At 70.0% G+C, this 22,411-nt stretch carries 24 protein-coding genes; 13 read left to right on the forward strand and 11 right to left on the reverse strand.

Annotation, left to right across the window (positions count from 1 at the left end; translation table 11 throughout):
- The first annotated feature begins 36 nt into the window (after positions 1–36).
- The 3 genes from RN02_RS00165 (at position 37) to RN02_RS00175 (ending at position 5,058) form a co-directional block, all read left to right on the forward strand.
- On the forward strand, positions 37–1,065 hold the full coding sequence (locus RN02_RS00165) for a DUF5924 family protein (RefSeq protein WP_043312483.1): 1,029 nt from the start codon (positions 37–39) through the stop codon (positions 1,063–1,065).
- 73 nt (positions 1,066–1,138) lie between these two features.
- The gene (locus RN02_RS00170) at positions 1,139–1,978 is read left to right on the forward strand and encodes an acyl-CoA thioesterase (RefSeq protein ID WP_043312485.1); all 840 of its coding nucleotides are present in this window, start codon (positions 1,139–1,141) and stop codon (positions 1,976–1,978) included.
- 116 nt (positions 1,979–2,094) lie between these two features.
- Positions 2,095–5,058: an autotransporter outer membrane beta-barrel domain-containing protein gene (locus RN02_RS00175; protein ID WP_043312487.1), complete on the forward strand. Its 2,964-nt coding sequence runs from the start codon at positions 2,095–2,097 to the stop codon at positions 5,056–5,058.
- A gap of 657 nt (positions 5,059–5,715) precedes the next feature.
- Here RN02_RS00175 and RN02_RS00180 read toward each other — a convergent pair.
- From RN02_RS00180 to speB, 4 genes are all read right to left on the reverse strand, one after another.
- Positions 5,716–6,117, reverse strand: a complete 402-nt coding sequence (locus RN02_RS00180) for a GFA family protein (protein WP_043312489.1) — start codon at positions 6,115–6,117, stop codon at positions 5,716–5,718.
- An 11-nt stretch (positions 6,118–6,128) separates the two neighbouring features.
- A complete protein-coding gene (locus RN02_RS00185) occupies positions 6,129–6,860 on the reverse strand; it encodes a phytanoyl-CoA dioxygenase family protein (protein ID WP_043312491.1) in 732 nt (243 codons plus the stop codon).
- Positions 6,857–7,783 (reverse strand): LysR family transcriptional regulator, encoded by a 927-nt coding sequence (locus tag RN02_RS00190; RefSeq protein ID WP_043312493.1) that lies wholly within the window; start codon positions 7,781–7,783, stop codon positions 6,857–6,859. Before RN02_RS00190 ends, RN02_RS00185 begins: the two co-directional genes overlap by 4 nt.
- Positions 7,784–7,857: 74 nt before the next feature.
- A complete protein-coding gene (gene speB, locus RN02_RS00195; protein WP_043312494.1) occupies positions 7,858–8,814 on the reverse strand; it encodes an agmatinase in 957 nt (318 codons plus the stop codon).
- 280 nt (positions 8,815–9,094) lie between these two features.
- Here speB and RN02_RS00200 point away from each other — a divergent pair, with 280 nt between their 5' ends.
- The 3 genes from RN02_RS00200 (at position 9,095) to RN02_RS00210 (ending at position 10,591) form a co-directional block, all read left to right on the forward strand.
- The gene (locus tag RN02_RS00200; RefSeq protein WP_009614631.1) at positions 9,095–9,322 is read left to right on the forward strand and encodes a CopG family ribbon-helix-helix protein; all 228 of its coding nucleotides are present in this window, start codon (positions 9,095–9,097) and stop codon (positions 9,320–9,322) included.
- Positions 9,319–9,600 (forward strand): type II toxin-antitoxin system RelE/ParE family toxin, encoded by a 282-nt coding sequence (locus RN02_RS00205; RefSeq protein ID WP_009614629.1) that lies wholly within the window; start codon positions 9,319–9,321, stop codon positions 9,598–9,600. The genes RN02_RS00200 and RN02_RS00205 overlap by 4 nt, the downstream gene beginning before the upstream one ends.
- 259 nt (positions 9,601–9,859) lie before the next feature.
- Positions 9,860–10,591, forward strand: a complete 732-nt coding sequence (locus RN02_RS00210) for an RcnB family protein (protein WP_043312496.1) — start codon at positions 9,860–9,862, stop codon at positions 10,589–10,591.
- A gap of 40 nt (positions 10,592–10,631) precedes the next feature.
- Here the strand turns inward: RN02_RS00210 and RN02_RS00215 are convergent, their stop codons facing one another.
- Complete coding sequence (locus RN02_RS00215) at positions 10,632–10,913, reverse strand: DUF2218 domain-containing protein (RefSeq protein WP_009614626.1); 282 nt, start codon at positions 10,911–10,913, stop codon at positions 10,632–10,634.
- A gap of 97 nt (positions 10,914–11,010) precedes the next feature.
- Here RN02_RS00215 and RN02_RS00220 point away from each other — a divergent pair, with 97 nt between their 5' ends.
- Both RN02_RS00220 and RN02_RS00225 read left to right on the forward strand, forming a co-directional pair.
- Complete coding sequence (locus tag RN02_RS00220; protein ID WP_043312499.1) at positions 11,011–11,928, forward strand: LysR family transcriptional regulator; 918 nt, start codon at positions 11,011–11,013, stop codon at positions 11,926–11,928.
- A gap of 58 nt (positions 11,929–11,986) precedes the next feature.
- Positions 11,987–12,442, forward strand: a complete 456-nt coding sequence (locus RN02_RS00225) for a GNAT family N-acetyltransferase (protein WP_043312502.1) — start codon at positions 11,987–11,989, stop codon at positions 12,440–12,442.
- Here the strand turns inward: RN02_RS00225 and RN02_RS00230 are convergent.
- The 3 genes from RN02_RS00230 to dksA are packed head-to-tail and all read right to left on the reverse strand — an operon-like array spanning position 12,439 to position 14,713.
- On the reverse strand, positions 12,439–13,056 hold the full coding sequence (locus RN02_RS00230) for a DUF1826 domain-containing protein (protein ID WP_043312505.1): 618 nt from the start codon (positions 13,054–13,056) through the stop codon (positions 12,439–12,441). The two genes, RN02_RS00225 and RN02_RS00230, sit on opposite strands and share 4 nt — an antisense overlap.
- Positions 13,056–14,258 (reverse strand): zinc metallochaperone GTPase ZigA, encoded by a 1,203-nt coding sequence (gene zigA / locus RN02_RS00235; protein WP_043312509.1) that lies wholly within the window; start codon positions 14,256–14,258, stop codon positions 13,056–13,058. Before zigA ends, RN02_RS00230 begins: the two co-directional genes overlap by 1 nt.
- A gap of 26 nt (positions 14,259–14,284) precedes the next feature.
- On the reverse strand, positions 14,285–14,713 hold the full coding sequence (gene dksA / locus RN02_RS00240) for an RNA polymerase-binding protein DksA (RefSeq protein ID WP_043312511.1): 429 nt from the start codon (positions 14,711–14,713) through the stop codon (positions 14,285–14,287).
- A 105-nt stretch (positions 14,714–14,818) separates the two neighbouring features.
- Between dksA and RN02_RS00245 the strand changes: the two genes are divergently transcribed.
- A complete protein-coding gene (locus RN02_RS00245; RefSeq protein ID WP_009614620.1) occupies positions 14,819–15,226 on the forward strand; it encodes a hypothetical protein in 408 nt (135 codons plus the stop codon).
- Between the two features lie 289 nt (positions 15,227–15,515).
- On the opposite strand, the gene RN02_RS00250 is transcribed toward RN02_RS00245, so the two are convergent.
- Positions 15,516–16,694, reverse strand: a complete 1,179-nt coding sequence (locus tag RN02_RS00250; RefSeq protein WP_043312513.1) for an N-acetylmuramoyl-L-alanine amidase — start codon at positions 16,692–16,694, stop codon at positions 15,516–15,518.
- 67 nt (positions 16,695–16,761) lie between these two features.
- On the opposite strand from RN02_RS00250, the gene folE2 reads away from it, so the two are divergent.
- Genes folE2 through RN02_RS00270 form a run of 4 tightly spaced genes read left to right on the forward strand, consistent with a single transcriptional unit; the run spans position 16,762 to position 20,076 of the window.
- Entirely contained in the window at positions 16,762–17,655 is an 894-nt protein-coding gene (folE2, locus tag RN02_RS00255) for a GTP cyclohydrolase FolE2 (protein ID WP_043312514.1), read from the forward strand.
- Positions 17,652–18,317, forward strand: a complete 666-nt coding sequence (locus tag RN02_RS00260; RefSeq protein WP_043312515.1) for an ATP-binding cassette domain-containing protein — start codon at positions 17,652–17,654, stop codon at positions 18,315–18,317. Before folE2 ends, RN02_RS00260 begins: the two co-directional genes overlap by 4 nt.
- A complete protein-coding gene (locus tag RN02_RS00265; RefSeq protein ID WP_043312516.1) occupies positions 18,317–19,180 on the forward strand; it encodes a metal ABC transporter permease in 864 nt (287 codons plus the stop codon). The genes RN02_RS00260 and RN02_RS00265 overlap by 1 nt, the downstream gene beginning before the upstream one ends.
- A gap of 23 nt (positions 19,181–19,203) precedes the next feature.
- The gene (locus RN02_RS00270) at positions 19,204–20,076 is read left to right on the forward strand and encodes a metal ABC transporter substrate-binding protein (RefSeq protein WP_043312517.1); all 873 of its coding nucleotides are present in this window, start codon (positions 19,204–19,206) and stop codon (positions 20,074–20,076) included.
- On the opposite strand, the gene RN02_RS00275 is transcribed toward RN02_RS00270, so the two are convergent.
- On the reverse strand, positions 20,073–20,525 hold the full coding sequence (locus RN02_RS00275; RefSeq protein WP_043312518.1) for a GNAT family N-acetyltransferase: 453 nt from the start codon (positions 20,523–20,525) through the stop codon (positions 20,073–20,075). The two genes, RN02_RS00270 and RN02_RS00275, sit on opposite strands and share 4 nt — an antisense overlap.
- 502 nt (positions 20,526–21,027) lie before the next feature.
- Positions 21,028–22,212 carry a C17 cyclopropane fatty acid synthase CfaB gene (gene cfaB, locus RN02_RS00280; protein ID WP_043312519.1) on the reverse strand — a complete coding sequence of 395 codons (1,185 nt, stop codon included), beginning with the start codon at positions 22,210–22,212 and terminating at the stop codon, positions 21,028–21,030.
- Between the last annotated feature and the right edge of the window lie 199 nt (positions 22,213–22,411).

A 22,411-nucleotide genomic window follows, 5' to 3' on the forward strand; every position in this document is an offset into this window, starting at 1 on the left:
CCCGCCCTTCCGGTTGTCCGGCTTCGGCCCTTCGTCATGCTTGTGTTGAAATCCCGCGTGCAGCGCCTGATCGCGCTGGCCCTCTCGCTCCTCGAACGCTACCCGCGGCTGGTCGCCCTGTTCGGCTTCTGCTCGGGGCTGTTCAGCTTCATGATGGTCGACCGCCACCGCGCCGGCTTCGCCCGCGCCATGGCCATCGTCATGCTGGTCAGCTGGCTCTGGCTGATGCTGGAGAACCTGCTCACCCAGCGCTTCAAGGAGCGCTTCGGCTGGTCGGTGCCGCCGGGGCTGCTGCGCTACGCGACCCAGTTGATCCACCAGGAAAGCCTGTTCTTCGTCCTGCCGTTCTTCTTCGTCACCACCACCTGGAACAGCGGCCAGGCCCTGTTCACCGGCGCCCTGGGGCTGGCCGGGCTGATCGCCATCACCGACCCGGTCTACTACAAGTGGCTGGCGCCGCGGCGCTGGACCTTCCTCGGCTACCACACCCTGACGCTGTTCGCCGTGCTGCTCACCGCGCTGCCGCTGATCCTCCAGCTGAGCACCCCGGAAAGCTACCGCTGGGCCCTGGGCATCGCCGTGGCGCTGTCCTTCCCCAGCCTGGTGGTGTCGGTGGGCATCCACAAGTGGTGGCGCTGGTTCGCCCTGCTCGGCCTGACCCTGTGCATCGGCGTGGTCGGCTGGTTCGGCCGCGCCTGGGTGCCGCCGTCCACCCTGTGGCTGGCGGAAATGGCGGTCACCGAGCAGTTCGACAACAGCCAGCGCACCCCCGGCGACAGCGTCGAGCAGGTCGGCGCCGCGCAGATCCGTGCCCAGGGCCTCTACGCCTACACCGCCATCAGCGCGCCGCGCGGCCTGGACGAGCGCATCTTCCACGTGTGGCTGCACAACGGCCAGGAAGTCGACCGCATCGCCCTGGACATCCACGGCGGCCGCGAGGCCGGCTACCGCGCCTGGACGCACAAGCAGAACTTCCCCGCCGACCCGACCGGGCGCTGGCAGGTGCAGGTGATCACCGAGGTCGGCCAGGTGATCGGCACCCTGCGTTTCGAGGTCACGCCCTGACCGCCCGGTTCGCTTGACCGCGCCCGGGCCGCTCCCCTAAAAGGACCGGATACCCGCGCCGAGAGCACCGAGCATGACCGACTCCGCCCTGCACCCCTTCGACCGCGCCCTGGCCCTGGAAGCCGACGCCCGCGACGCCGACCTGTTCCACGGCCACACCAGCGCCGACTACTGGAACATGGTCGGGCCCTTCGGCGGCATCACCGCCGCCACCCTGTTGCAGGCCGTGCTGCGCCACCCGCGGCTGCTCGGCGTGCCCGTCGCGCTGACGGTGAACTTCGCCGCCGCCATCGAGGCCGGCGCCTTCGCCGTGCGCGCCACGCCGATCCGCACCAACCGCTCCACCCAGCACTGGCTGCTGCAGCTGAGCCAGGTGGACGGCGACGGCGTGGAGCAGGTCTCCACCACCGGCACCGCGGTCACCGCCCTGCGCCGCGAGACCTGGAGCGAACTCGACCTGGCGCGCCCGCAGGCCACGGCGCCGGCGCAGACGCCGCCGCTGAACACCAGCGGCAAGGGCGTGGCCTGGGCGCAGCAGTACGAGATGCGCGCCATCGACGGCGCCTTCCCCAGCACCTGGGACGGCAGCGGCGAGCACAGCCGCACCCGCCTCTGGCTGCGCGACGCCCAGCCGCGGGCCCTGGACTTCCCGGCCCTGGCGGCGATGAGCGACATCTTCTACCCGCGCGTATGGCTGCGCCGCGCCACCCCGGTGCCGGCCGGCACCGTGTCGATCACCACCTACTTCCACACCGACGCCGCGCAACTGGCCGAAGTCGGCAGCGGCTACCTGCTCGGCGACGCCCGCGGCCAGGCCTTCCGCAACGGCTACTTCGACCAGGCCGCGGAGCTGTGGAGCGAGGCCGGCGAACTGCTCGCCACCAGCAACCAGATCGTCTACTACAAGCAGTGACGGCAAGGGCCGGGCGCCCCGCGCCCGGCTTTGGCAAAAAGCCAGCATGGTTACAAAAACGTAAGATTGCATCGCTATAAACGACGGCCACTTCCAGAAGAAAAAAGGTCGTCGCCATGTCGTTCAAGCCTTCTCCGCTGGCGTTCAGCATCGCCCTCGTCTTCAGCGCCGGCGCCCATGCCGTGCCCGCCGGTCCCATAGTCATCAGCACGCCCAGCACCAGCAAGCAGACGCTCTCCGGCGAGGCCAGCCTGCAGGTCACCGCAAGCGGCAGCATCACCGCCAGCGACAAGACCGTCGCCCTGAAGGACGCCACCAGCGGCGCCGGCGTGGTGGTCGACAACAGCGGACAGATCACCGCCACCAGCGGCCGCGCCATCGAAAGCTCGGGCAGCACCGCGACCACCCGCAACTACCGGATCTACAACCGCGCCGGCGCCAGCATCAGCGCCAGCGACGACGCGGTGCGGGTGAAGGACGGCTTCGACAGCGGCAGCCTGCTGCTGGACAACGCCGGCAGCATCCGCTCGACCAGCGGCCAGGCGGTGGACTTCGACGACCTGCGCAGCGGCGTGCCGGTGACCATCATCAACCGCGAGACCGGCGTCATCCACGGCGACGGCAACGACGGTATCCGCCCCGGCGCCAACGCCAGCATCACCAACTACGGCGAGATCAGCAGCGGCGACATGATCGACGCCGACGCCAAGAACGACGGCATCGACTTCCAGGACGCCGAGGGCGGCAGCGTCTACAACCACGGGCTGATCTCCGGCGGCCGCCACGGCATCACCACCGACGTCGGCGCCACCCTGGTCAACTACGCCGACGGCGTGATCATCGGCCGCAACGGCTCGGGCTACGGCTCCGACGGCAACGGCACGGTCAGCAACTACGGGCGCATCACCGGCGCCTACAACGGCCTGGTGCCCGATGGCGACGGCGATGGCGTGGACATCGACCTGATCGGCCACATCGAGAACCACGGGATCATCGAAGGCATAGGCGCGGCCGGCGTCGACAAGGGCGGCCAGCCCAACGGCAGCGAGGGCATCGCCATGGGCGGCGGCAACGTCTACAACGCCGCCGGCGCGCTGATCAGCGGCGCCAGCCGCGGCATCCTGGTGGACGACGGCTCCGCCGGCAGCGGCTACGGCGCCACCACCCTGGAGAACCACGGCACCATCGAGGGCCTGGCTTCCAGCGGCGTGAGCCTGGTCGGCGACTTCGCCGACAGCGTGATCAACGACGGCCTGATCCACGGCGGCAACGGCATCGCCCTGGAACTGGGCGGTGGCGACGACAGCCTGACGCTGCTCGCCGGCAGCCGCTTCGAAGGCCTGGTGGACGGCGGCGACGGCCATGACCGGGTGAGCTTCGACGACGCCCGCGGCGGCAGCTTCGGCCAGAGCCGCAACTTCGAGCGCCTGGAGGTGCGCCAGGGCGCATGGACCCTCAGCGGCAGCGGCGACTTCAGCGAAGGCGGCGAAGTCTTCGCCGGCGCCCGACTGATCAACCAGGGCGGCATCGCCGGCAGCCTGCTGGTGGACAGCGGCGCCAGCTACGCCGGCAGCGGCAGCGTCGGCGGCCTGGACGTCAGCGGCACCTTGCTGGCCAACCCGCAGCAGGGCGCCACCCACGTGACCGGCGACCTGGCCCTGCGCAGCGGCTCGACCCTGGCCTACGGCGTGGAGGCCGACGGCAGCCACGCCACCCTGCAAGTGGATGGCAGCGCGACGCTGGACGGCGCGCGCCTGGCCCTGCAGGCCGGGCCCGGCAACTATCCCTGGCAGAGCAGCTACCAGGTGCTGAACGCCAGCGGCGGCGTCAGCGGCCGGTTCGCCGAGGTCAGCAGCAACTTCGCCTTCCTCACCCCGAGCCTCGGCTACGGCGCCAACAGCGTGGACCTGCAACTGACGCGCAACGACGTGCAGTTCGCCGACCTGGCCAGCAGCGGCAACGGCCGCAACGCCGCCAGCGCCCTGCAGGGCCAGGGCATGGGCCAGCTGTACAACGCGCTGATCACCAGCGACGCCGGCAACGCCGGCCGCGCCGTGGAACAGCTGGCCGGCGCCGGCAACGCCAACCTGGCCGCCGCCACCCTGGCCGGCAGCCAGGCGGTGGGCGGCGCCATGCTCGGCGCGCTGCGCCAGCTCGGCGGCGGCCTGCTGGTGGCCAGCGACGAGCGCGACACCCCGCAGCTGGCCGCCCTCGGCGTGCCCAGCGAGGCGCGCAACCTGAACGACCCGAACGCCGCCGGCCGCCTCTGGCTGCAAGGCATCGGCAGCCACGGCCAACTGGACGGCGAGCACGGCAGCGGCGACCTCGACCAGAACACCGGCGGCACCCTGCTAGGCGCCGACTGGGCGCTGGACAGCCAATGGCGCCTGGGCGTGCTGGGCGGCTACTCGCACACCGACCTCGACGGCCAGGGCGGCACCTCCGGCGACATCGACAGCTGGCACCTGGGCACCTACGCCCTGCGCCAGGACGGCCCGCTGGCCCTGCGCCTGGGCGCGGCCTACAGCAGCCACGACGGCGAAAGCAAACGCCGCGTCGAGTTCGACGGCTTCAGCGACCGCCCCAAGGGCGACTACGACGCCCACAGCTGGCAGGCCTTCGCCGAGGCCGGCTACCAGCTCGGCGACGGCCGCCTGAGCGCCGAGCCCTACGCCAACCTCGGCTACCAGTACTACAAGCGCGACGCCTACGACGAAAAAGGCGGCGCCGCGGCCCTGCACGTGGACGAGCAAAGCCAGCACAACGTCAGCAGCACCCTGGGCCTGCGCACGGCCTGGCTCGCCAGCCTGGATAACGGCATGAGCCTGACCCCGCGCCTGGGCCTGGGCTGGCGCCACACCTACGGCGACCTGGACAGCAGCACCCGCCAGGCCTTCCTCGCCGGCGGCGGCGCCTTCAGCGTCCAGGGCACGGCGCTGGACCGCAACAGCCTGCTGCTGGACGTAGGCCTGGACCTGGGCCTGTCGGCCCGCCACAGCATCGGCCTGGCCTACAGCGGCGAGAAAGGCAGCCAGGCGCAGAACCATGCGCTGATCGCGCAGTGGCAGATGGCGTTCTGAAATGCCGCGTAGGGCGCATAACCGTTCGCGGTTATACGCCGTTTCACCCGGCCCATGCCCGGCTTCGTGGTCAAGCCCGGAGCGCCCGGAAACAGGCGCTCCGTGACCGAACCCGAAGCGCGCCTGGAATCAAGGTCAAACGGCGGATAACGCCGTAGGCGTTATGCGCCCTACGCCCGGCCCACCCTCGACGTAGGGCGAATAACCGTTCGCGGTTATCCGCCGCTTCACCCGGCCCATGCCCGGCTTGGTGGTCAAGGCCGGAGCGCCCGGAAACAGGCACTCCGCAACCGCCCCCGAAGCGCGCCTGGGATCAGAGTCAAACGGCGGATAATGCTGTAGGCGTTATGCGCCCTACGCCCGGCCCACAAGTCCGGAGGATGCTTTTCGTAGGAGCGAGCTTGCTCGCGAACAGCAGTCAGCCGGCGAGGTTCGGTGTGTGGCCTGAAGAGCGCCCTCTCCCTAACCCTCTCCCTGAAGGGAGAGGGGACCGTTGGGCAGGCACTGATGTTCTGGAGTCAGCCGGCTAGCACCGTGACTACCGGCTGAAACCATTCCTCCTCTCGGCACAGACTAGCCCCCTCTCCCTTCAGGGAGAGGGCTGGGGAGAGGGTACGAAACCGATCCAGCGCACAAGAACCGCCGGCTAGCTCGCGCCTACAAAACCTCCTCATCCTCCCCCGGCAACTGCTCATCCAGATGCAACCAAGCAACCCGGCTCTTCACCCACACATGCCTTTGCGGCGGCGCCACCTCCGGGTGATCGAAGGTCGCCACAGTCACATCCAGCGTCTCCGGCGTCCGCTCCGTCTCGAACACCACCTGCGCCCCACAGTTGCCACAGAACAACCGACGATTACCCGGACTCGACACATAGCAGGCCGGCGTCCCCTTCAACCAACGGAAACTACTGCGCGGCACCGTCGCCCAGGTGACCACCATGCCCCCACTACTCCGCCGGCAGATCGAACAATGGCAGTGGCCGACATCGTCCAGCTCCGCAGTGAACTCATAACGCAGGGCACCACAATGGCAGCCCCCCTGGCAGGTTTGGCTCATGGCCGGGCTCCTCAGTCGTATTCCGCCGCCTCGTGGCCGCCCAGCAGGCGGCGCTGGCGGGGCGTGCAGGCGGCCAGCACTTCGGGGTCGAAGCGCCAGTCGAGATAGGGCGAGAACTTCTGCGCCACCATGCGCCGGCCGTAGTGCACCTGCAACAGGTAGCGCGTGCGCTGGCTCAGGTTGCGGCTGCCGGAATGCCACAGGTCGCTGCGGAACAGCAGGCAGTCGCCGGCGCGGCACAGCACCGGTTCGGCCGCCCTGCCCCGCCAGCTGCGCTCATCCGGGTGCGGCGCGCGGCCAGCGCGGTGGCTGCCGGGGATCACCCAGGTCGGGCAGAGGTCGTGGTCGATGTCGTCGAGGTAGACCTGCGCCGTGCAGATGAACATCGGCAGCTCGAAGCCGCCCAGCAGCAGCGCTTCCGGCAGGCGCAGCGGCAGATAGTCCTGGTGCATGTCGCCGCCGATGAAGCCGGGGTGGCAGCGCCAGGCGGTCTGGCCGATGACGTGGCAGTCCGCGCCCAGGGCCGCCTCGGCCACCTCGATCAGCCCCGGCGGGTCGAGGTACGGCAGCCAGCGCGGCGAGCGGTTGAACACGCATTTGTAGTGGTCCACCAGGCCCTCGTAGTCCCAGTGGATCGGCCGCAGGGCGTCGATCAGCCCGCGCACCTCGGCCACCTGCGCGGCATCCAGCAGGCCGGGCAGCAGCACGAAGCCGTCCTCGTGCAATGCGTGCAGTGCGTTCATGGCTCCAGCCCTCCCCTGCCCAGTTGCGCCTGGGCCTGTTCCAGCGCGCCGAGGAAGGCGCCCAGGGCTTCGCCCGGCTCGGCGCCCTGGCGCGTCACGCAGTGGAATTCCGAGTGGTAGGCCAGCTGCGCCGGGCGGATCGCCCGCAGCCGCCCCTCGGCGACCCAGGCGGCGGCGTAGGGCGTCGGCAGGTAGCCGATGAAGGTGCCGCTGAACACCAGGTTGGCGATGGCCTCCATGCTGTAGGCGGTGGTCGTGCGGTTGAACACCAGGCCGTGGGGGCGGCGGCTTTCGGCCATGTAGCCGCGGCCGACGTAATCGGCGGCGCAGATCGCCTCCAGGCCCGGCTCGTCGTCGGCGCGGGCGAAGAACGGGTGGCCGGGGGCGCAGTAGAGGTTCTGTTCCTCGCTGAACAGCAACTGGTAGCGCAGCCCGGACAGGCGATGGTGGAAGGCGCCGATGGCCAGTTGCAGGCGCTCTTCCAGCACGGCGTTCTCCAGCTCGTCCGGGCGCTGGGTGTGCAGGTTCAGGCGCACGCCGGGGTTGCCCTGGCGGAACAGGCGGAGGGCCAGCGGCAGCGCCCAGCAGTGCTGCCCGACCACGCCGTCGACGCAGCCCAGGTGCAGGGTTTCGCGGTCGCGTCCGCCCAGGCCGGTGACCTGCTCGCGGAAGCGTTCGATGTCGACGAACAGGCCCTGGGCCGCGTCGTACAGCTGCTGCCCCTCCTCGGTGAGCTGGAAGCCGCTGCTGCCGCGCCGGCACAGCGAGTAGCCCAGGCGCAGTTCGAGGTCGCGCACCAGCACGCTCAGGCGCGACAGGCTGGTGTTCAGGCGCACCTGGGCGGCGGTGAAGCCGCCGGCCTCGACTATGGCGCAGAAGGTGCGCAGCAGGCGCAGGTCGATGTCGGAAAAGTTGCCCAGCATGGGGGTTCTCGCGGCGGCGGGGGCAGGCCTTCGTTATAGCCCCGCGGGCGCCGCCCCGTGAACCTCCGCAGCGGTCAGCGGCGCCGGGCCCGGGCGTCGGCGAGGATGCACAGCAGCTCGAACATCATGGTCGCGCCGACCAGCGCCGTGGCGCCGCCCAGGTCGAACGGCGGCGACACCTCCACCACGTCCGCGCCTATCAGGTCCAGGCCCTGCAGGCCGCGGACCAGGTGCTGCGCCTGCAGCGTGGTCATGCCGCCGATCTCCGGGGTGCCGGTGCCGGGGGCGAAGGCCGGGTCGAGCACGTCGACGTCGAAGCTGACGTAGGTCGGCCCCTCGCCCACCACCCGGCGCGTCTCGGCGAGGGTCGCCTCGACGCCCAGCGCGACGAACTCCTCCATGTGGATGACGCGGATGCCGCACTCCCTGGCGAAGGCCTCGTCGTCCGCCGAGTACACCGAGCCGCGGATGCCGATCTGCACGGTGCGCCGCGGGTCCAGCAGGCCTTCCTCGATGGCGCGGCGGAACGGCGTGCCGTGGGTGTAGGGGTTGTCGCCGAAGTAGCGGTCGTTGGTGTCCGAATGGGCGTCGAAGTGGACCATGCCGATGGGCCGCCCGGCGGCCAGGGCGCGGAAGATCGGCAACGTCACCAGGTGATCGCCGCCCACCGACAGCGGCACCGCGCCGACGGCGTGGATGCACCGGTAGAAGCCCTCGATGCGCTTGAGCGAATCGAGCAGGTCGATGGGGTTCACCGGGGCGTCGCCCAGGTCGCCGACGCGCGCCAGGTCGTAGGGCGCGATGCGGCTGACGTGGTGCACCTTGCGCATCAGGCTGGACTGGTTGCGCACCTCGCGCGGGCCGTGGCGGGCGCCGGCGCGGTTGGTGGTGCCGCCGTCCCAGGGCACGCCGACCAGGGCGATGTCCACCTGGGCCGGGTCCTCGAAGATCGGCAGGCGCATGAAGCTGGGGATGCCGGCGAAGCGCGGGACCTCGGCGGCGTCCACCGGTTGCGGGAAGTCATGGGGCATGGGCGTCTCCTGGCGAGAAAGGGGCTGCCCCGCCAGCCTGGACCGCCCCGCGGCGGCGGCAAATCCCGAAAGCGGCAAGCCAACTTGCGCCGCCGCGAAAGTGCCCTGTAGGCCGCGCCAGCCGGGCCTTTCCGCCCGCCCAGCCAGTTCCGCGCCAGCGCCCGGCCGCACTCGCGCCCTCCCCTGCCAATGATCCTTCTCGCCAACGCCAAGTGCCTGATTCGTATACTTATGTTATCGTTGTAAACACTGTATACAGCGTAAACGGACTGCTCAGAAATTGACCACCGTAATCTCCTTCCGCGCCGATGACGCCCTGGCCAAGGCCCTGGACCAACTGGCCCGGGCCACCCACCGGGACCGCCCCTACCACCTGCGCCAGGCCCTGGCGCAGTACCTGGAGCGCCAGAGCTGGCACGTGGCGGCCATCGACGAGGGCCTGGCCGACGCCAATGCCGGGCACCTGCTGCCGCACGCCGAGATAGAAGCCAAGTGGGGGCTGGCATGAGCCTGCAATGGACGCACAAGGCGGCGGCCGACCTGGACGGCCTGTACGACCACTACGTGGTGCTGATCGGCCCGGAGAAGGCGCTGAAGGCCATCCAGGACGTGGTCGGCCAGGTGAAGGCGCTGGCCGACCTCAGCCTGAGCAGCGTCGGCCGGCCCAGCGAGGTGCCCGGCGTGCGCGAATTGCCGCTGGAACGCTGGCCCTACCAGGCCGCCTACCGGGTAAAAGGCCGCGATGTACAAATTTTGCGCATCGATTCTGTGGATAACCCGGGGTAAAAGTGGCCACACGGTTACAAAATATTTCAAAGTATTGACTTATTAATTTTGTACAAAAATAGATCAAATGCATCTTCCAAGGTAATTTGGTCTATTTGCGACCATAAATTGAAATATCGATCTAGTTACGACCGAATGATGACCAATCGTCTTTTCATGCGGCGACGCGTTTTTTCGAGATCGGAACTTTTTCCAGCATTTCCCTGTCCACTTTCCTGACTTTCCCGGCCATTTCGCCGCCCTGCCCGACGACCCGACCATGCCCAACACCGCCTCCCTCCGCGCCCTCTGCCTGGGCCTGCTGCTGCCCGCCGGCGCGGCCCTCGCCTGGAACGCCAACGACGCCCAGCAACAGCAGCAATGGCAGGAGCAACAGCGCCAGCAGCAGGAACAGCAACGCCAGATGGCCGAGCAGCAGCGCCGGCAGAACGAGGAACAGCAGCGCCGCCAGCAGGAGCAGCAACGCCAGCAGCAGGAACAGCAGCGGCAGATGGCCGAGCAGCAACGTCGGCAGATGGAGGACCGGCAGCGCCAGCAACAGGAGTTCCAGCGCCAGCGCGACGAACAGCGCCGCCAGGCCGAGCAGCAGCAGCGCCAGGAAGCCCAGCGACGCCAGCAGGAACAGCAGCGGCGCTGGCAGGAAGAACAGCGCCAGCAGGCCGAGCGCGACCGCCAGTGGCAGGACGAGCAGCGCCGCCAGGCCGATGAGCGCCAGCGCCGGTGGGAAGAGGCGCAACGCCGCCAGCAGGAGCAGCGGCAACGCGAATGGGAAGACGCCATGCGCCGCCAGGAGGCCGAGCGCCGGCACTGGCAGACCGGCCAGTACCTGCCGCCGGAATACCGCGCGCGGCGCTACTACGTGGAGGACTGGCGCAGCCGCCAGCTACCGCCGCCAGCCTATGGCTACCAGTGGCAGGAAGTGGACGGAAACTACCTGCTGATCGAACTGGCCAGCGGCCTGATCCAGCAGATTCTCAGCGGCCAGCGCTGAACCGCGGCGGCCACGGCGGCAAGGGAAAAGGGCAGGGGGCTCAGCTCCAGTTCACTGGCAGTTGGCCTTCCTTCCAGGCGAAGCGGTCGAGGTGGCTGACCACCACCTGCTGCACGCGGGCCAGGCGCTCGGCGTCCTCGGCTTCGGCCTGCAGGTGCAGCGCGGCGGCGTCGGCCTCGAGCCGGCAGGTGCCGAACTCGAAGTTCAGCACGCCGCTGTCCTCGCTCAGTTCCACCGGCAGCTTGTGGGCGAAGTGGTTGCACAGGCGCTTGAGGTAACGGGCGCCATCAGGGGTGGGCACGTCGGCACGGGAAGTCGGCATCGTTCATCCTCTTCTTTCAGAGGCTTCGCATGCTAGGTACAAGAAAGCCCGGGAAAAACCGGCTATCGTGCCTTTCACTCTTAAGCGGAGCTTCACAATGGACAACCTCCGAGGCATGGCCGTGTTCGCCACCGTGGTCGCCCGCGGCTCCATGGCCGCCGCCGCCGAGGCCCTGGGCATGAGCCCCTCGGCGGTCAGCCAGCAGATCCGCAAGCTGGAGGCGCAGGCCCAGGTGAGCCTGCTGCACCGCACCACCCGCAGGTTGACGCTGACCGAGGCCGGCGAGGCCTTCTACCGCAGTTGCGCGCAGATGCTGGCCATCGCCGAGGAGGCCGAGCAGCGCCTGGGCGAGTGGCGCGAGGCACCTGTTGGCGAACTGCGCCTGGCGGCGCCGGTGGGTTTCTCCGGGCGGCTGATCACCGAGGCGCTGCGTCCGCTGCTGGAGAACCACCGCCAACTGCGCCTGCAGCTGTTCTTCCACGACGAGCAGATCGACCTGATCGAGCAGCGCATCGACCTGGCTATCCGCGTCGGCAACCTGGCCGATTCCAGCCTGGTGGCGCGCCACCTGGGCGACTGGCAGAACCTGGTCTGCGCGGCCCCGGCCTACCTGCGCCGCTGCGGGGCAATCGACCATCCCGAGCAATTGCAGCAGGTCGACTGGCTGGCGCTGAACACCCGCGGCCACGGCCAGGCGCTGCAGTTCGACGGGCCGGACGGGGAGAGCTGCCGCCTGCGCCTGGAACCGCGGGTGGCGGCCAACAGCATGCTCGCCCTGCGCCAGTTCACCCTCGACGGCCTGGGCGTGTCGCTGCAGCCGGAGCCGGAAGTGCGCGAGGCGCTGGAGGAGGGCAGGCTGCTGCGCCTGCTGCCGCAATGGCGCCTGCCCACCTACGGCATCTACGCCGTGACGCCGCGGCGCGACGCCCAGCCGGCCAAGGTGCGGGTAGCCATCGAGGCGCTGCGCCGGCACCTCGGCGGGCTGTCGCCGACGGGGCCGCGGGTGGCTGTGTGAAACACCCGGGCGTGAGAGGATGGGCGGCCTTTTCCACCTGCCGCCGGAGCCTCACGCCATGGACCTCACCTGGAGCTGCCAACACCACAGCGAACTGAGCAAGGAGACGCTGTACGCCCTCCTGCGCCTGCGCTGCGAGGTCTTCGTGGTGGAGCAGAACTGCCCCTACCAGGACATCGACGACCAGGACCTGTCCGGCGACACCTGCCACCTGATGGCCCACGAGGGCGGCCAGCTACTGGCCTACCTGCGCCTGCTCGACCCGGCGACGCACGACGGCGAGGTGGTCATCGGCCGCGTCATCACCGCCGCCGCCGGGCGCGGTCGCGGCCTCGGCCACCAGTTGATGCAACACGCCCTGGACGAAGCGGCGCGGCGCTGGCCGGGCAGCCCGGTGTATCTCTCGGCGCAGGCGCACCTGCAGGGCTATTACGGCCGCTATGGCTTCGTCGCCGAGGGCGAGGTGTACCTGGAAGACGACATCCCGCACATCGACATGCGCCGCCCAGCCTAGAGCCAGTCCAGGGTCAGCAGCAGGCGCCGCGTGCCCGGCGCCGGGGCGGGCGAGCGGTGGACGATGCCGGCGCCCTCGTTGCCGATCCATTTCTCGCCCTTGAACAGGCCCACGTCGCCCACTTCCAGGCGCTGGATGCGCACCGGCTCGGCCTCGCCGAGACGGTCGCGGGGCAGGGCGCCTTCCTCCAGCCATTCGCTGGCGCAGCCGGCGTAGCTGGTGACCAGCCGCAGCGCCACGTGGTCGACGTGGAAGCGCGGGCACATGGCCCGCTCCAGGCTGCGCAGGCGCAGGCCCACGCGGCGCGCGCCGGTCAGGCAGGCGAAGGCCTCCACCAGCCAGGCCAGGTCGTTGGCGAAGAGCGTGGCGCCCGGGCTCTCGTCGAACAGGCCGCGCAGCTGGTCGCTGCGCCCGGCCTCGTCCAGCTCCAGGGTCGCGTGGCGGGCGTAAAGCGCCTCGCCCTGCACCAGGGCTTCGGCATAGGCCGCCAGCTCGGGGAACAGGCGGCGGCGCCAGACCGCCAGGTTGACGCCGTCGTGCAGCACCTCGGCGAGCACCTGCGGGTCGTCGCCGAGCACCTGGCGCGGCGTGCATTGCAATGACCGGGCGAGCATCAGGCGTCCTCCGTCCAGGACTCGAAGGGGTCGACCAGGCGCGCCCAGGCCTGGGGCCCGGCGGCGAATTCGGCGTCGTCCAGCAGGCAGGCGTCCAGCTCATCCTCCAGGCGGGCGAAGTCGATGCCCTGGCCGATGAACACCAGCTCCTGGCGGCAATCGCCGGTCTCCGCGCTCCAGTGGCGCATCACCTGGCGCAGGCCGTCCTCGTCCTGCGGCCAGCGCTCCTTCGGCACGAAGCGCCACCAGCGCCCGGCCAGGCCGTGGCGCATCAGGCCGCCGGCCTGGGACCAGCTGCCGGCCTCGCGGTAGCGGCTGGCCAGCCAGAAGAAGCCCTTGGAGCGCAGCAGGCGGCCGTTGCTCCAGGGCGTGGCAAGGAAGTCGTGGAAGCGCTGCGGGTGGAAGGGCCGGCGCGCGCGGTAGGCGCGGGAGGCGATGCCGTACTCCTCGGTCTCCGGCACGTGTTCGCCGCGTAGTTCCTTGAGCCAGCCGGGGGCCTGGGCGGCGCGCTCGAAGTCGAAGCGGCCGGTGTCGAGGATCCACTCCAGCGGCACCTGGCCCATGACCATGGGGCGGATCTCGGCGTCGGGGTTGAGGCCGCGGAGAATCGCCAGCAATTCCTCGCGCTCGGCGCTGGAGATCAGGTCGACCTTGCTGAGCAGGATGACGTCGGCGAACTCCACCTGGTCGATCAACAGGTCGGCGATGGAGCGCTGGTCTTCCTCGCCCAGGCTCTCGCCGCGGCTGGCCAGGCTGTCGCTGCCCTGGTAGTCGCGCAGGAAGTTCAGGCCGTCGACCACGGTGACCAGGGTGTCCAGCCGCGCCAGGTCGGACAGGCTGCGGCCCTGCTCGTCGCGGAAGGTGAAGGTCTCGGCCACCGGCAGCGGCTCGGAGATGCCAGTGGACTCGATCAGCAGGTAGTCGAAGCGGCCTTCGGCGGCCAGCTTCGCCACTTCCTGCAGCAGGTCTTCGCGCAGGGTGCAGCAGATGCAGCCGTTGCTCATCTCCACCAGCTTCTCTTCGGCGCGGTTGAGGCTGACGTCGCGCTGCACCTCGCTGCCGTCGATGTTGATCTCGCTCATGTCGTTGACGATCACTGCGACGCGGCGGTGCTCGCGGTTCTTCAGCACCTGGTTGAGCAGGGTGCTCTTGCCGGCGCCGAGGAAGCCGGAAAGGACGGTGACGGGTAGGCGTTGCTTCACGGTGGTGGCTCTCTGTTATGGATTCTTCAGGCGTCGCGCAGGTGCAGCTCGCGGCGCTCCTGGCGTTCCTTGGCCTCGACGCTGAGGCTGGCGGTGGGGCGCAGCAGCAGGCGGCGCAGGCCGATCGGCTCGCCGGTCTCGGCGCACCAGCCGTACTCGCCGCGGGCCAGGCGCTCCAGGGACTGGTCGATCTTGTCCAGCAGCTTCTTCTCGCGCTCCAGCAGGCGCAGTTGCCACTGGCGCTGCTCCTCGCGGCTGGCGACGTCGGCCTCGTCGCCGGGCCGTTCCACCTCGCGCAGCGCGTCGAATTCGCCGTCGATGCGCGCCTGCAGCTCGGCGCGCTGGCGCAGCAGCAGGTCGCGGAAGAAGGCCTGCTGGGCTTCGTTCATGTAGGCGCTGGCGGGTTGCGCCAGCAGTTGCCGTTCACTGAGGACCGGCTCGGCTTGCAGGGACATGGCGGTCTCCGGAAGGACGGGATCGAATTGTTATAATATAACATTTCGTATTCGACAATCCGCCGGCGTACCATGGAGGCCCGCCCAGCCCGCCCCGAGGTCCCGATGAAAGCCGCCGCCCTGACGCTCTGCCTGCTGCTCCTGGCGCCCCTGGCGCGGGCCGCGGGCGAGCCGCCGCTGGCCTTCCCCGGCCTGCCGCCGGCGGCCTGCGCCTGGCTGGCCAACGTGCTGGCCTGCATGGACCGTGACGGCAGCCACTACAGCGTCGCCACCCAGGGCCACGACACCTACCTGCGCGGCTTCGACGCCGCCAGCGGCCAGCGCTGGGCGCAGACCGGCACGCGCTACGGGCGCCTCACCTTCTTCAGCGGCGTGAGCAGCGACGGCCAGGTGTGGCTGGGCACCAGCCGCGGCATCGGCTGGACGCACATCAGCCGCTTCAGCAGCTCCAGCGGCGGCCAGGCGAAGCTGACCTGCGGGCGCGTCAGCGGGTGCAGCCAGCAGGTGCGATAGGCGCCCGGCCACGCCACTGCCGGACGCATGGGGAATCGCGGACGGAGTCCGCTCCTACGGTTCGCGGGGCAGCACGGTATTCCACATTCCGGCGCGATTCGCGGATGAGATCCGCTCCTACGCTGCCCCACCCACGCCATTCCCCTGTAGGAGCGCGCCCTGCGCGCGAATCGCGGGCAGGGCCCGCTCCTACAATTGTCGTGAAGCACGGAGTTTCCTCGTAGGAGCGGACTCCGTCCGCGATAGGGCGAGCCCCGCCGCGAAATCGCAGATGAATCCGCTCCTCGCCCTACGCCTTACCCTGCTCCCGCAACGCCGCCAACAAGCTCCCCACCGGCGGGCGCTGGCGGAAGTAGCCGTGCAATCCATCGAAGATCGCTCCGGCCAGCTCCTGCTGGTGCCGCGCGTCGTGCAGGCGGCGGCAGTCGGCGTCGTTGGAGATGAAGCCGGTCTCCACCAGGATCGAGGGGATGTCCGGTGACTTGAGCACGGCGAAGCCGGCCTGGTCGACGCGTTCCTGGTGCAGCCGGGTGATGCCGCCGAGGCTGCGCAGCACGCTGTGGCCCAGGTCCAGGCTGGAGGCGATGGTGGAACTCAGCGACATGTCGAGGATGACCTTGGCCAGCGCCGGGTCCTTGCCCTGCAGCGGCAGGTTGCCGGCGGCGCCGATCAGGTCGGCGCCGTTCTCGCGCTCGGCCATGAAGCGCGCCAGGGTCGAGGTGGCGCCGTGCTCGGAGAGGGCGAACACCGAGGCGCCGGAGGCCGTGCGGCGGGGCGCGGCGTCGGCGTGCACCGAGACGAACATGTCGGCGTTGCAGCGCCGCGCCACTTCCACGCGCTGGCGCAGCGGGATGAACACGTCGACGTTGCGCACCAGGCGCGCCTTGAAGCCGCTCTGGCGGTCGATGCGCCGCGCCAGGTTCTGCGCGATCAGCAGTGCCACGTCCTTCTCCCGCTCGCCGCGCGAGCCGAGGGCGCCGGGGTCCTTGCCGCCGTGGCCGGCATCCACCACCACGAGGATGTCGCGGCCCTTGCCGGCGGCCTTCGCCGTGGCGACCGGGACAGGTGCCCCCGCCGGATGCAGGTCGAGCACCAGGCGATGGCCCCTGCCGGCCTGGGGTCCCAGGACGAAGGCCTGCAATTGCACCGGCTCGGCCAGGTCCAGCACCAGGCGCGTGCCGCCGTCGGCCAGGCGCCCGCTGCGCAGGCCGCGCAGCGGGCCGGACGGGGCAGGGGAGGCCAGGGGCGCGGCAAGGCTCGCGCCGTCCAGGTCGACCACCAGGCGCTCCGGCGCGGAGAGGGTGAAGGTGCGGTAGTGGAAGGGCCCGTCGAGGTCGAGGACCAGGCGCAGGCCTCCGGCCGTAGCTTCGGTGCGCGCGCCGAGCAGGCGTGAATTGGCGAAAACGTCCAGGGCGGGTAGCCAGGCGGCGCTGGCGAGCAAGGTTTGCAGCAGGCGGCGTCGATTCATGGCGCTTGCAGGAAGGTTGGGGAAACAATATGTTATATTATAACATCCGACAGTGCCAGCCATTCCCATGACCGCCTTTCTCCCCGACGTCGCCAGCCAGGCCGCGTCCGACACCCTCGCCCTGGACTGGGTCGGCATGCAGGGCATCGCCCTGCCGCTGCGCCTGCACGGCGAACGCCTCAACGCGCTGGCCGATGCCGGCGTCAGCCTGGACGCAGCCGCCGCCCGCGGCATCCACATGTCGCGCCTGTACCTGGCCCTGGCCCGCCTGGAGCAGGCCGAGCTGGGCCCGCAGCTGTTGCGCGAAGTGCTCGACGACTTCCTCGCCAGCCACGCCGGCCTGTCGCGCCGCGCCAGCCTGCGCCTGGCCTTCGACGCCCTGCTCAGCCGCCCGGCGCTGGTCAGCCCGCTCAGCGGCTGGAAGCAGTACCCCTGCGAGGTCCACGCACGCCTGGACGACCAGGGCCTGCGCCTGGAGCTACGCCTGCGCCTGGCCTATTCCTCCACCTGCCCCTGCTCGGCGGCCCTGGCGCGCCAGCTGATCCAGCAGCGCTTCGCCGAGGATTTCGCCGACCGCTCGCCCAGCCACCAGGAAGTCCACACCTGGCTCGGCAGCAGCGCCGGCATAGTCGCCACGCCCCACAGCCAGCGCAGCTTCGCCGACCTGCACCTGCACCTGCGCGAGGGCCTGGACGGCCTGCCGCTGCGCGAGCTGCTCGACTGCGCCGAGGCCGCCCTGGGCACCGCCGTACAGACCGCGGTGAAGCGCGCCGACGAGCAGGCCTTTGCCCTGGCCAATGGGCAGAACCTGATGTTCTGCGAAGACGCCGCCCGCCGCCTGCACCGCGCCCTGGCGCAACGCGGGGAACTGGAGGCCTTCGCGCTGAGCGTGGTCCACGCCGAAAGCCTCCACGCCCACGACGCCGTGGCCCGCAGCCAGTGGCGCAGGGAGGCCCCATGATCCATTGCCAGGCCCTGCAGTGGGGGCCGCCGCGCCTGCCGCTGACGCCGCCGCTGAACCTCGATCTGGGCGCCGGCAGCCTGACCGCCATCGTCGGCGCCAACGGCTGCGGCAAGAGCAGCCTGCTGAAGGTCATCGCCGGGCTGCAGAAGCCCCTGGCCGGGCGCGTGCGCGTCCAGCTGCGGCCGCGGGAGATCGGCTATCTGGTGCAGCAGCAGGCCCTCGACCGGCAATTCCCCATCGGCCTCGGCGAGCTGGTCGGCGCCGGCTTCTGGAACAGCCGCCTGAGCACCGCCGAGCGTCGTGAGAAGCTGCGCCGGGCGCTGGCCGACTGGCAGCTGGACGGCCTGGAGCAGCGCCCGCTGGCGGCGCTCTCCGGCGGCCAGCTGCAGCGCGCCCTGCTGGCCCGCCTGAGCCTGCTGGACAGCCCGCTGCTGCTGCTCGACGAGCCCGACGCCTGCCTCGACGAAGCCGGCCAGGCGCTGCTCTGGCAGCACATCGACGCCTGGCACCGCGAAGGTCGCACCCTGCTATTGGTCTGCCACGACCTGGGCGCGGTGCGCGAGCGGGTGCCCGACTGCCTGCGCGTGGCCGCCGAGGGTTGCCGCTACGGCAACAGCCGCGAGCTGATCGCCAGCCGCTGCCTGGCGCGGGTGGCGTGATGGTCCTGCACACGCTGTGGCAGCCCTTCGTCGAATTCGCCTTCATGCGCCGCGCGCTGCTCGGCGGCGTGGTCCTGGCGTCAAGCGCGGCGCCCCTGGGGGTGTTCCTGATCCTGCGGCGCATGAGCCTGATCGGCGACGCCATCGCCCACGGCATCCTCCCCGGCGCCGCCATCGGCTTCTGGCTGGCCGGGCTGTCGCTGCCGGCGCTGACCCTCGGCGGCCTCGGCGCGGGCCTGGCGGTGGCCGGCCTGGCGGCCTGGGTGACGCGCCACACCGGGCTGCGCGAGGACGCCAGCCTGGCCGCGGTCTACCCCATCTCCCTGGCCAGCGGCGTGCTCCTGCTGGGCCTGGCCGGCAAGCGCCTGAACCTGCTGGAGCTGCTGTTCGGCTCGGCCCTGGCGGTGGACCGCACGACCCTGCTGGGCATGCTCGGCGTGGCCGCGCTCAGCCTCGGCGTGCTCGCGCTGATCTACCGCAGCCTGCTGCTGGACAGCCTCGACCCGCTGTTCCTGCGCAGCGTCAGCCGCCTCGGACCCTTCACCCACGGGCTGTTCCTCGGCCTGGTGGTACTCAACCTGGTGATCGGCTTCCAGGCCCTGGGCGCGCTGATGATGGTCGGCCTGATGATGTTGCCGGCCGCCGCCGCGCGCTTCTGGAGCCGCCGCCTGCCGGCGCTGCTGGCCCTGGCCGCGGGCATCGGCGCGCTCTCGGTGTGGCTGGGCCTGGCGGCGTCCTACGCCTGGTCGCTGCCCAGCGGGCCGGCCATCGTCCTGCTTGCCGGCCTGTTCTACCTGTTCTCCGTGCTGTTCGGCCCGGTGCACGGCCTGTTGCGCCGCGGCCTGCTGCCCATCCCGCAATGACCACTCACCCAAGGAAACCCGCCATGCGCGCCCTTCTGCTGCTGTTCGCGTTCTGCCTGCCCCTGTCGCTGCCCGCCGCCGAGAAGCCGCGCGTGGTGACCAGCTTCAGCATCCTCGCCGACATGACCCGCGCGGTCGGCGGCGAGCACATCCAGCTGAACAATCTGGTCGGCCCCGACAGCGACGCCCACACCTACGAGACCACCCCGGACGATGCCCGCGCCGTGCGCCAGGCGCAGCTGGTGGTGGAGAACGGCCTGGGCTTCGAACCCTGGCTCGACCGCCTGGTGAAGAGCACCGAGACCCGCGCGCAGGTGATCCAGGCCAGCCACGGCGTGATCCCGCGCAGCCTGGAGGAGGACGGCCAGACCATCCCCGACCCGCACGCCTGGAACAACCTGGCCAACGCCGACATCTACGTCGACAACATCGCCAAGGCGCTGGAGAAGCTCGACCCGGCCAATGCCGCCGACTACCGGCGCAACGCCGAGGCCTACCTGAAGCAGGCCCACGCGTTGCTCGCCTACGCCAAGGACAAGCTCGGCAACCTGCCCACCGACCGCCGCACCCTGGTCACCTCCCACGACGCCTTCGGCTACCTCGGCCAGGCCTACGGCCTGAAGCTGCTGGCGCCCCAGGGCCTGTCCACCGAGCGCGAGGCCTCGGCCACGGAAGTCGCCGAGCTGATCCGACAGATCCGCGAGCAGCACATCCGCGCGGTCTTCGTGGAGAACATCAAGGACCCGCGGCTGATGCAGCGGATCGCCGAGGAAAGCGGCGCGAAGATCGGCGGCACCCTGCACTCGGACGCCCTGGCCAGCGAAGGCCCGGCCAGCACCTACCTGGGCCTGTACCGCAGCAACGTCGACACCCTGTACCAGGCGCTGGCCGACTAGAGCACCAGGCTCAGGCGCAGGCGGTCGCGGCAGGGGATGCCGTTCTCGACGATGGGCTCGGGGTAGTTGAGGCTGAAGTAGTCGCTCTCCACGGCGCAGATGCGAAAGCCCATGCGCTGGTAGAGCCCCAGCTGCGCCAGGCTGGAATTGCCGGTGGCGATGTCCAGCCGCAACGCCCCGGCCGCCCGCGCCGCGTCGATGGCCGCGGCCAGCAGGCGCTTGCCCAGCCCACGCCCCTGCCAGGCCTCGTCCACGGCGAGATTGGTGACTTCCAGCACGCCCCAGCTCACCGGCGTCAGCGCCAGCACGCCGCGGACTGTCTCGCCTTCGACCAGCGCCAGCAGGCGCGATTGCGGAAGGTAGCGTTCGATCTGCTCGCGGCTGGGGTCGGCGAGCAGGAGCAGGGGCCAGGGGGCTTGGGTGAGGGGGAGTTCCTGGAGGGTGGGCACGGGAGGGCATCCGGGCGGGGGCTGGAGGGGGCGTATTGTGCCAGAGGATGTTAGAACCCGGGCTCCCGGTGGTTCTGGCGCGATGGATTGACTCCGCCCCTCTCCCCAACCCTCTCCCTGAAGGGAGAGGGGGCTTGTCCGTGCCGAGAAAGGATTTGGTATTAGCCGGGTGCTCGGTACAAGCCGGCTAACACCGAAACATCAGCACACTCCGAACGGTCCCCTCGCCCTTCAGGGAGAGGGTTAGGGAGAGGGCGCTCTTCGGGGTGCGCACCGAACCCATCCGGCAGTGATGGCGATGGGTATCGCTTCGCTCAACACCATCCTACGGGCGTTGTGTTTGCCGGAGCCTGTAGGAGCGGACCTTGTCCGCGATAGCCGGAGGTTCCGGCGCGATTCGCGGATGAGATCCGCTCCTACGAGATGCCCCCAACACCGTGCCCATGTAGGAGCGCGCCCTGCGCGCGAATCGCGGGCAGGGCCCGCTCCTACAGGGTAGGCCTCAGGCGTAGATATCCCCCCGGCTCCACGGCACCTCGTGGCTGCCGTCCGCGTGCGGCTTGCTCGCCAGGATCTGGTGCAGGTTGATCCAGCCCTTCTTGAAGCCATAGGCGCAACCGGCCAGGTACAGGCGCCAGATGCGCAGTGCCTGCTCCGGCACCAGCTTGGCGGCCTCGGCCAGTTTCGCTTCCAGGCTGGCGCTCCAGAAGTCCAGGGTGCGCGCGTAGTGCAGGCGCAGGCCCTCGACGTCGACCACTTCCAGGCCCGCCTCGCTCATGCGCGACACCGCCAGGGACAAGTGCGGCAGCTCGCCGTGGGGGAACACGTAGCGGTCGATGAAGTCGCCGGCGCCGCGGCCCACCGGGCGGCCGTCGGTGTACTTGGCGGTGATGCCGTGGTTCATCACCAGCCCGCCCGGGCGCACCGCGTCGTACAGCTGCTGGAAGTAGAGGCCCAGGTTGGCGTGGCCGACGTGCTCGAACATGCCCACGCTGACCACCTTGTCGAAACGGCCGTCGCGGGGCAGGTCGCGGTAGTCCAGCAGCTCCAGCCTCACCTTGCCTTCCAGGCCCTCGGCCTTGACCCGTTCGCGGCCGAGCTTGAGCTGCTCTTCGCTCAGGGTGATGCCGTAGACCTCGGCGCCGAATTCGCGCGCCGCCAGGCGGGCCAGGCCGCCCCAGCCGCAGCCGACGTCGAGCAGGCGCTCGCCGGGCTTCAGGCGCAGCTTGCGGCACAGGTGGCGCAGCTTGGCCAGCTGGGCGGTGGCCAGGTCTTCCGCGCCGGTCTCGTAGTAGGCGCAGGAATAGACCATCTCCGGGTCCAGCCAGAGCTTGTAGAAGTCGTTGGAGAGGTCGTAGTGGTAGTGGATGGCTTCGGCGTCGGTGCGCTTGTCGTGGCTTTCGCGGACGAAGTCGGCGGGCCCGTCGTCGACGCCCAGGGCCTCGCTCAGGGCATCGCCCATGGCGATGACGTCGCCGATCGGCCCCTCGATATCCATGCGCTTTTCGACGTAGGCGCGGCCGAGGGCGTCCAGGCTGGGCTGGGTGATCTCGGCCAGCAGCGTCGGATCGCGGACGATCAGCGTCACCTGCGGGTCCGGGCCGAGGTCGAAGGCCTGGGCATCGCCGATGCGGATGCGCAACGGCAATTGCAGGGACAGCAACTCAGAGGGCAGGTTGGCTTTCATGCATTCCTCCTGGTCACGAACAGAAAAACTATAGAACAGGACCCTCATAGCCTTCGCCTATGGGTGTTCCCGCCCTTCGTCTATCGGTGGATTCGGCGGCAGGTGCGAACGGAGCGCTGCAAAAGCGTAGCAGGAGATTTCTGACAGTCAGCGTGTCCATATCGAGATAGAGCCTTTACCGGATTGCAAAAGTGCGGCA

The sequence above is a fragment of the Pseudomonas sp. PI1 genome (genome assembly GCF_000812405.1).
GTDB lineage: Bacteria > Pseudomonadota > Gammaproteobacteria > Pseudomonadales > Pseudomonadaceae > Pseudomonas > Pseudomonas citronellolis.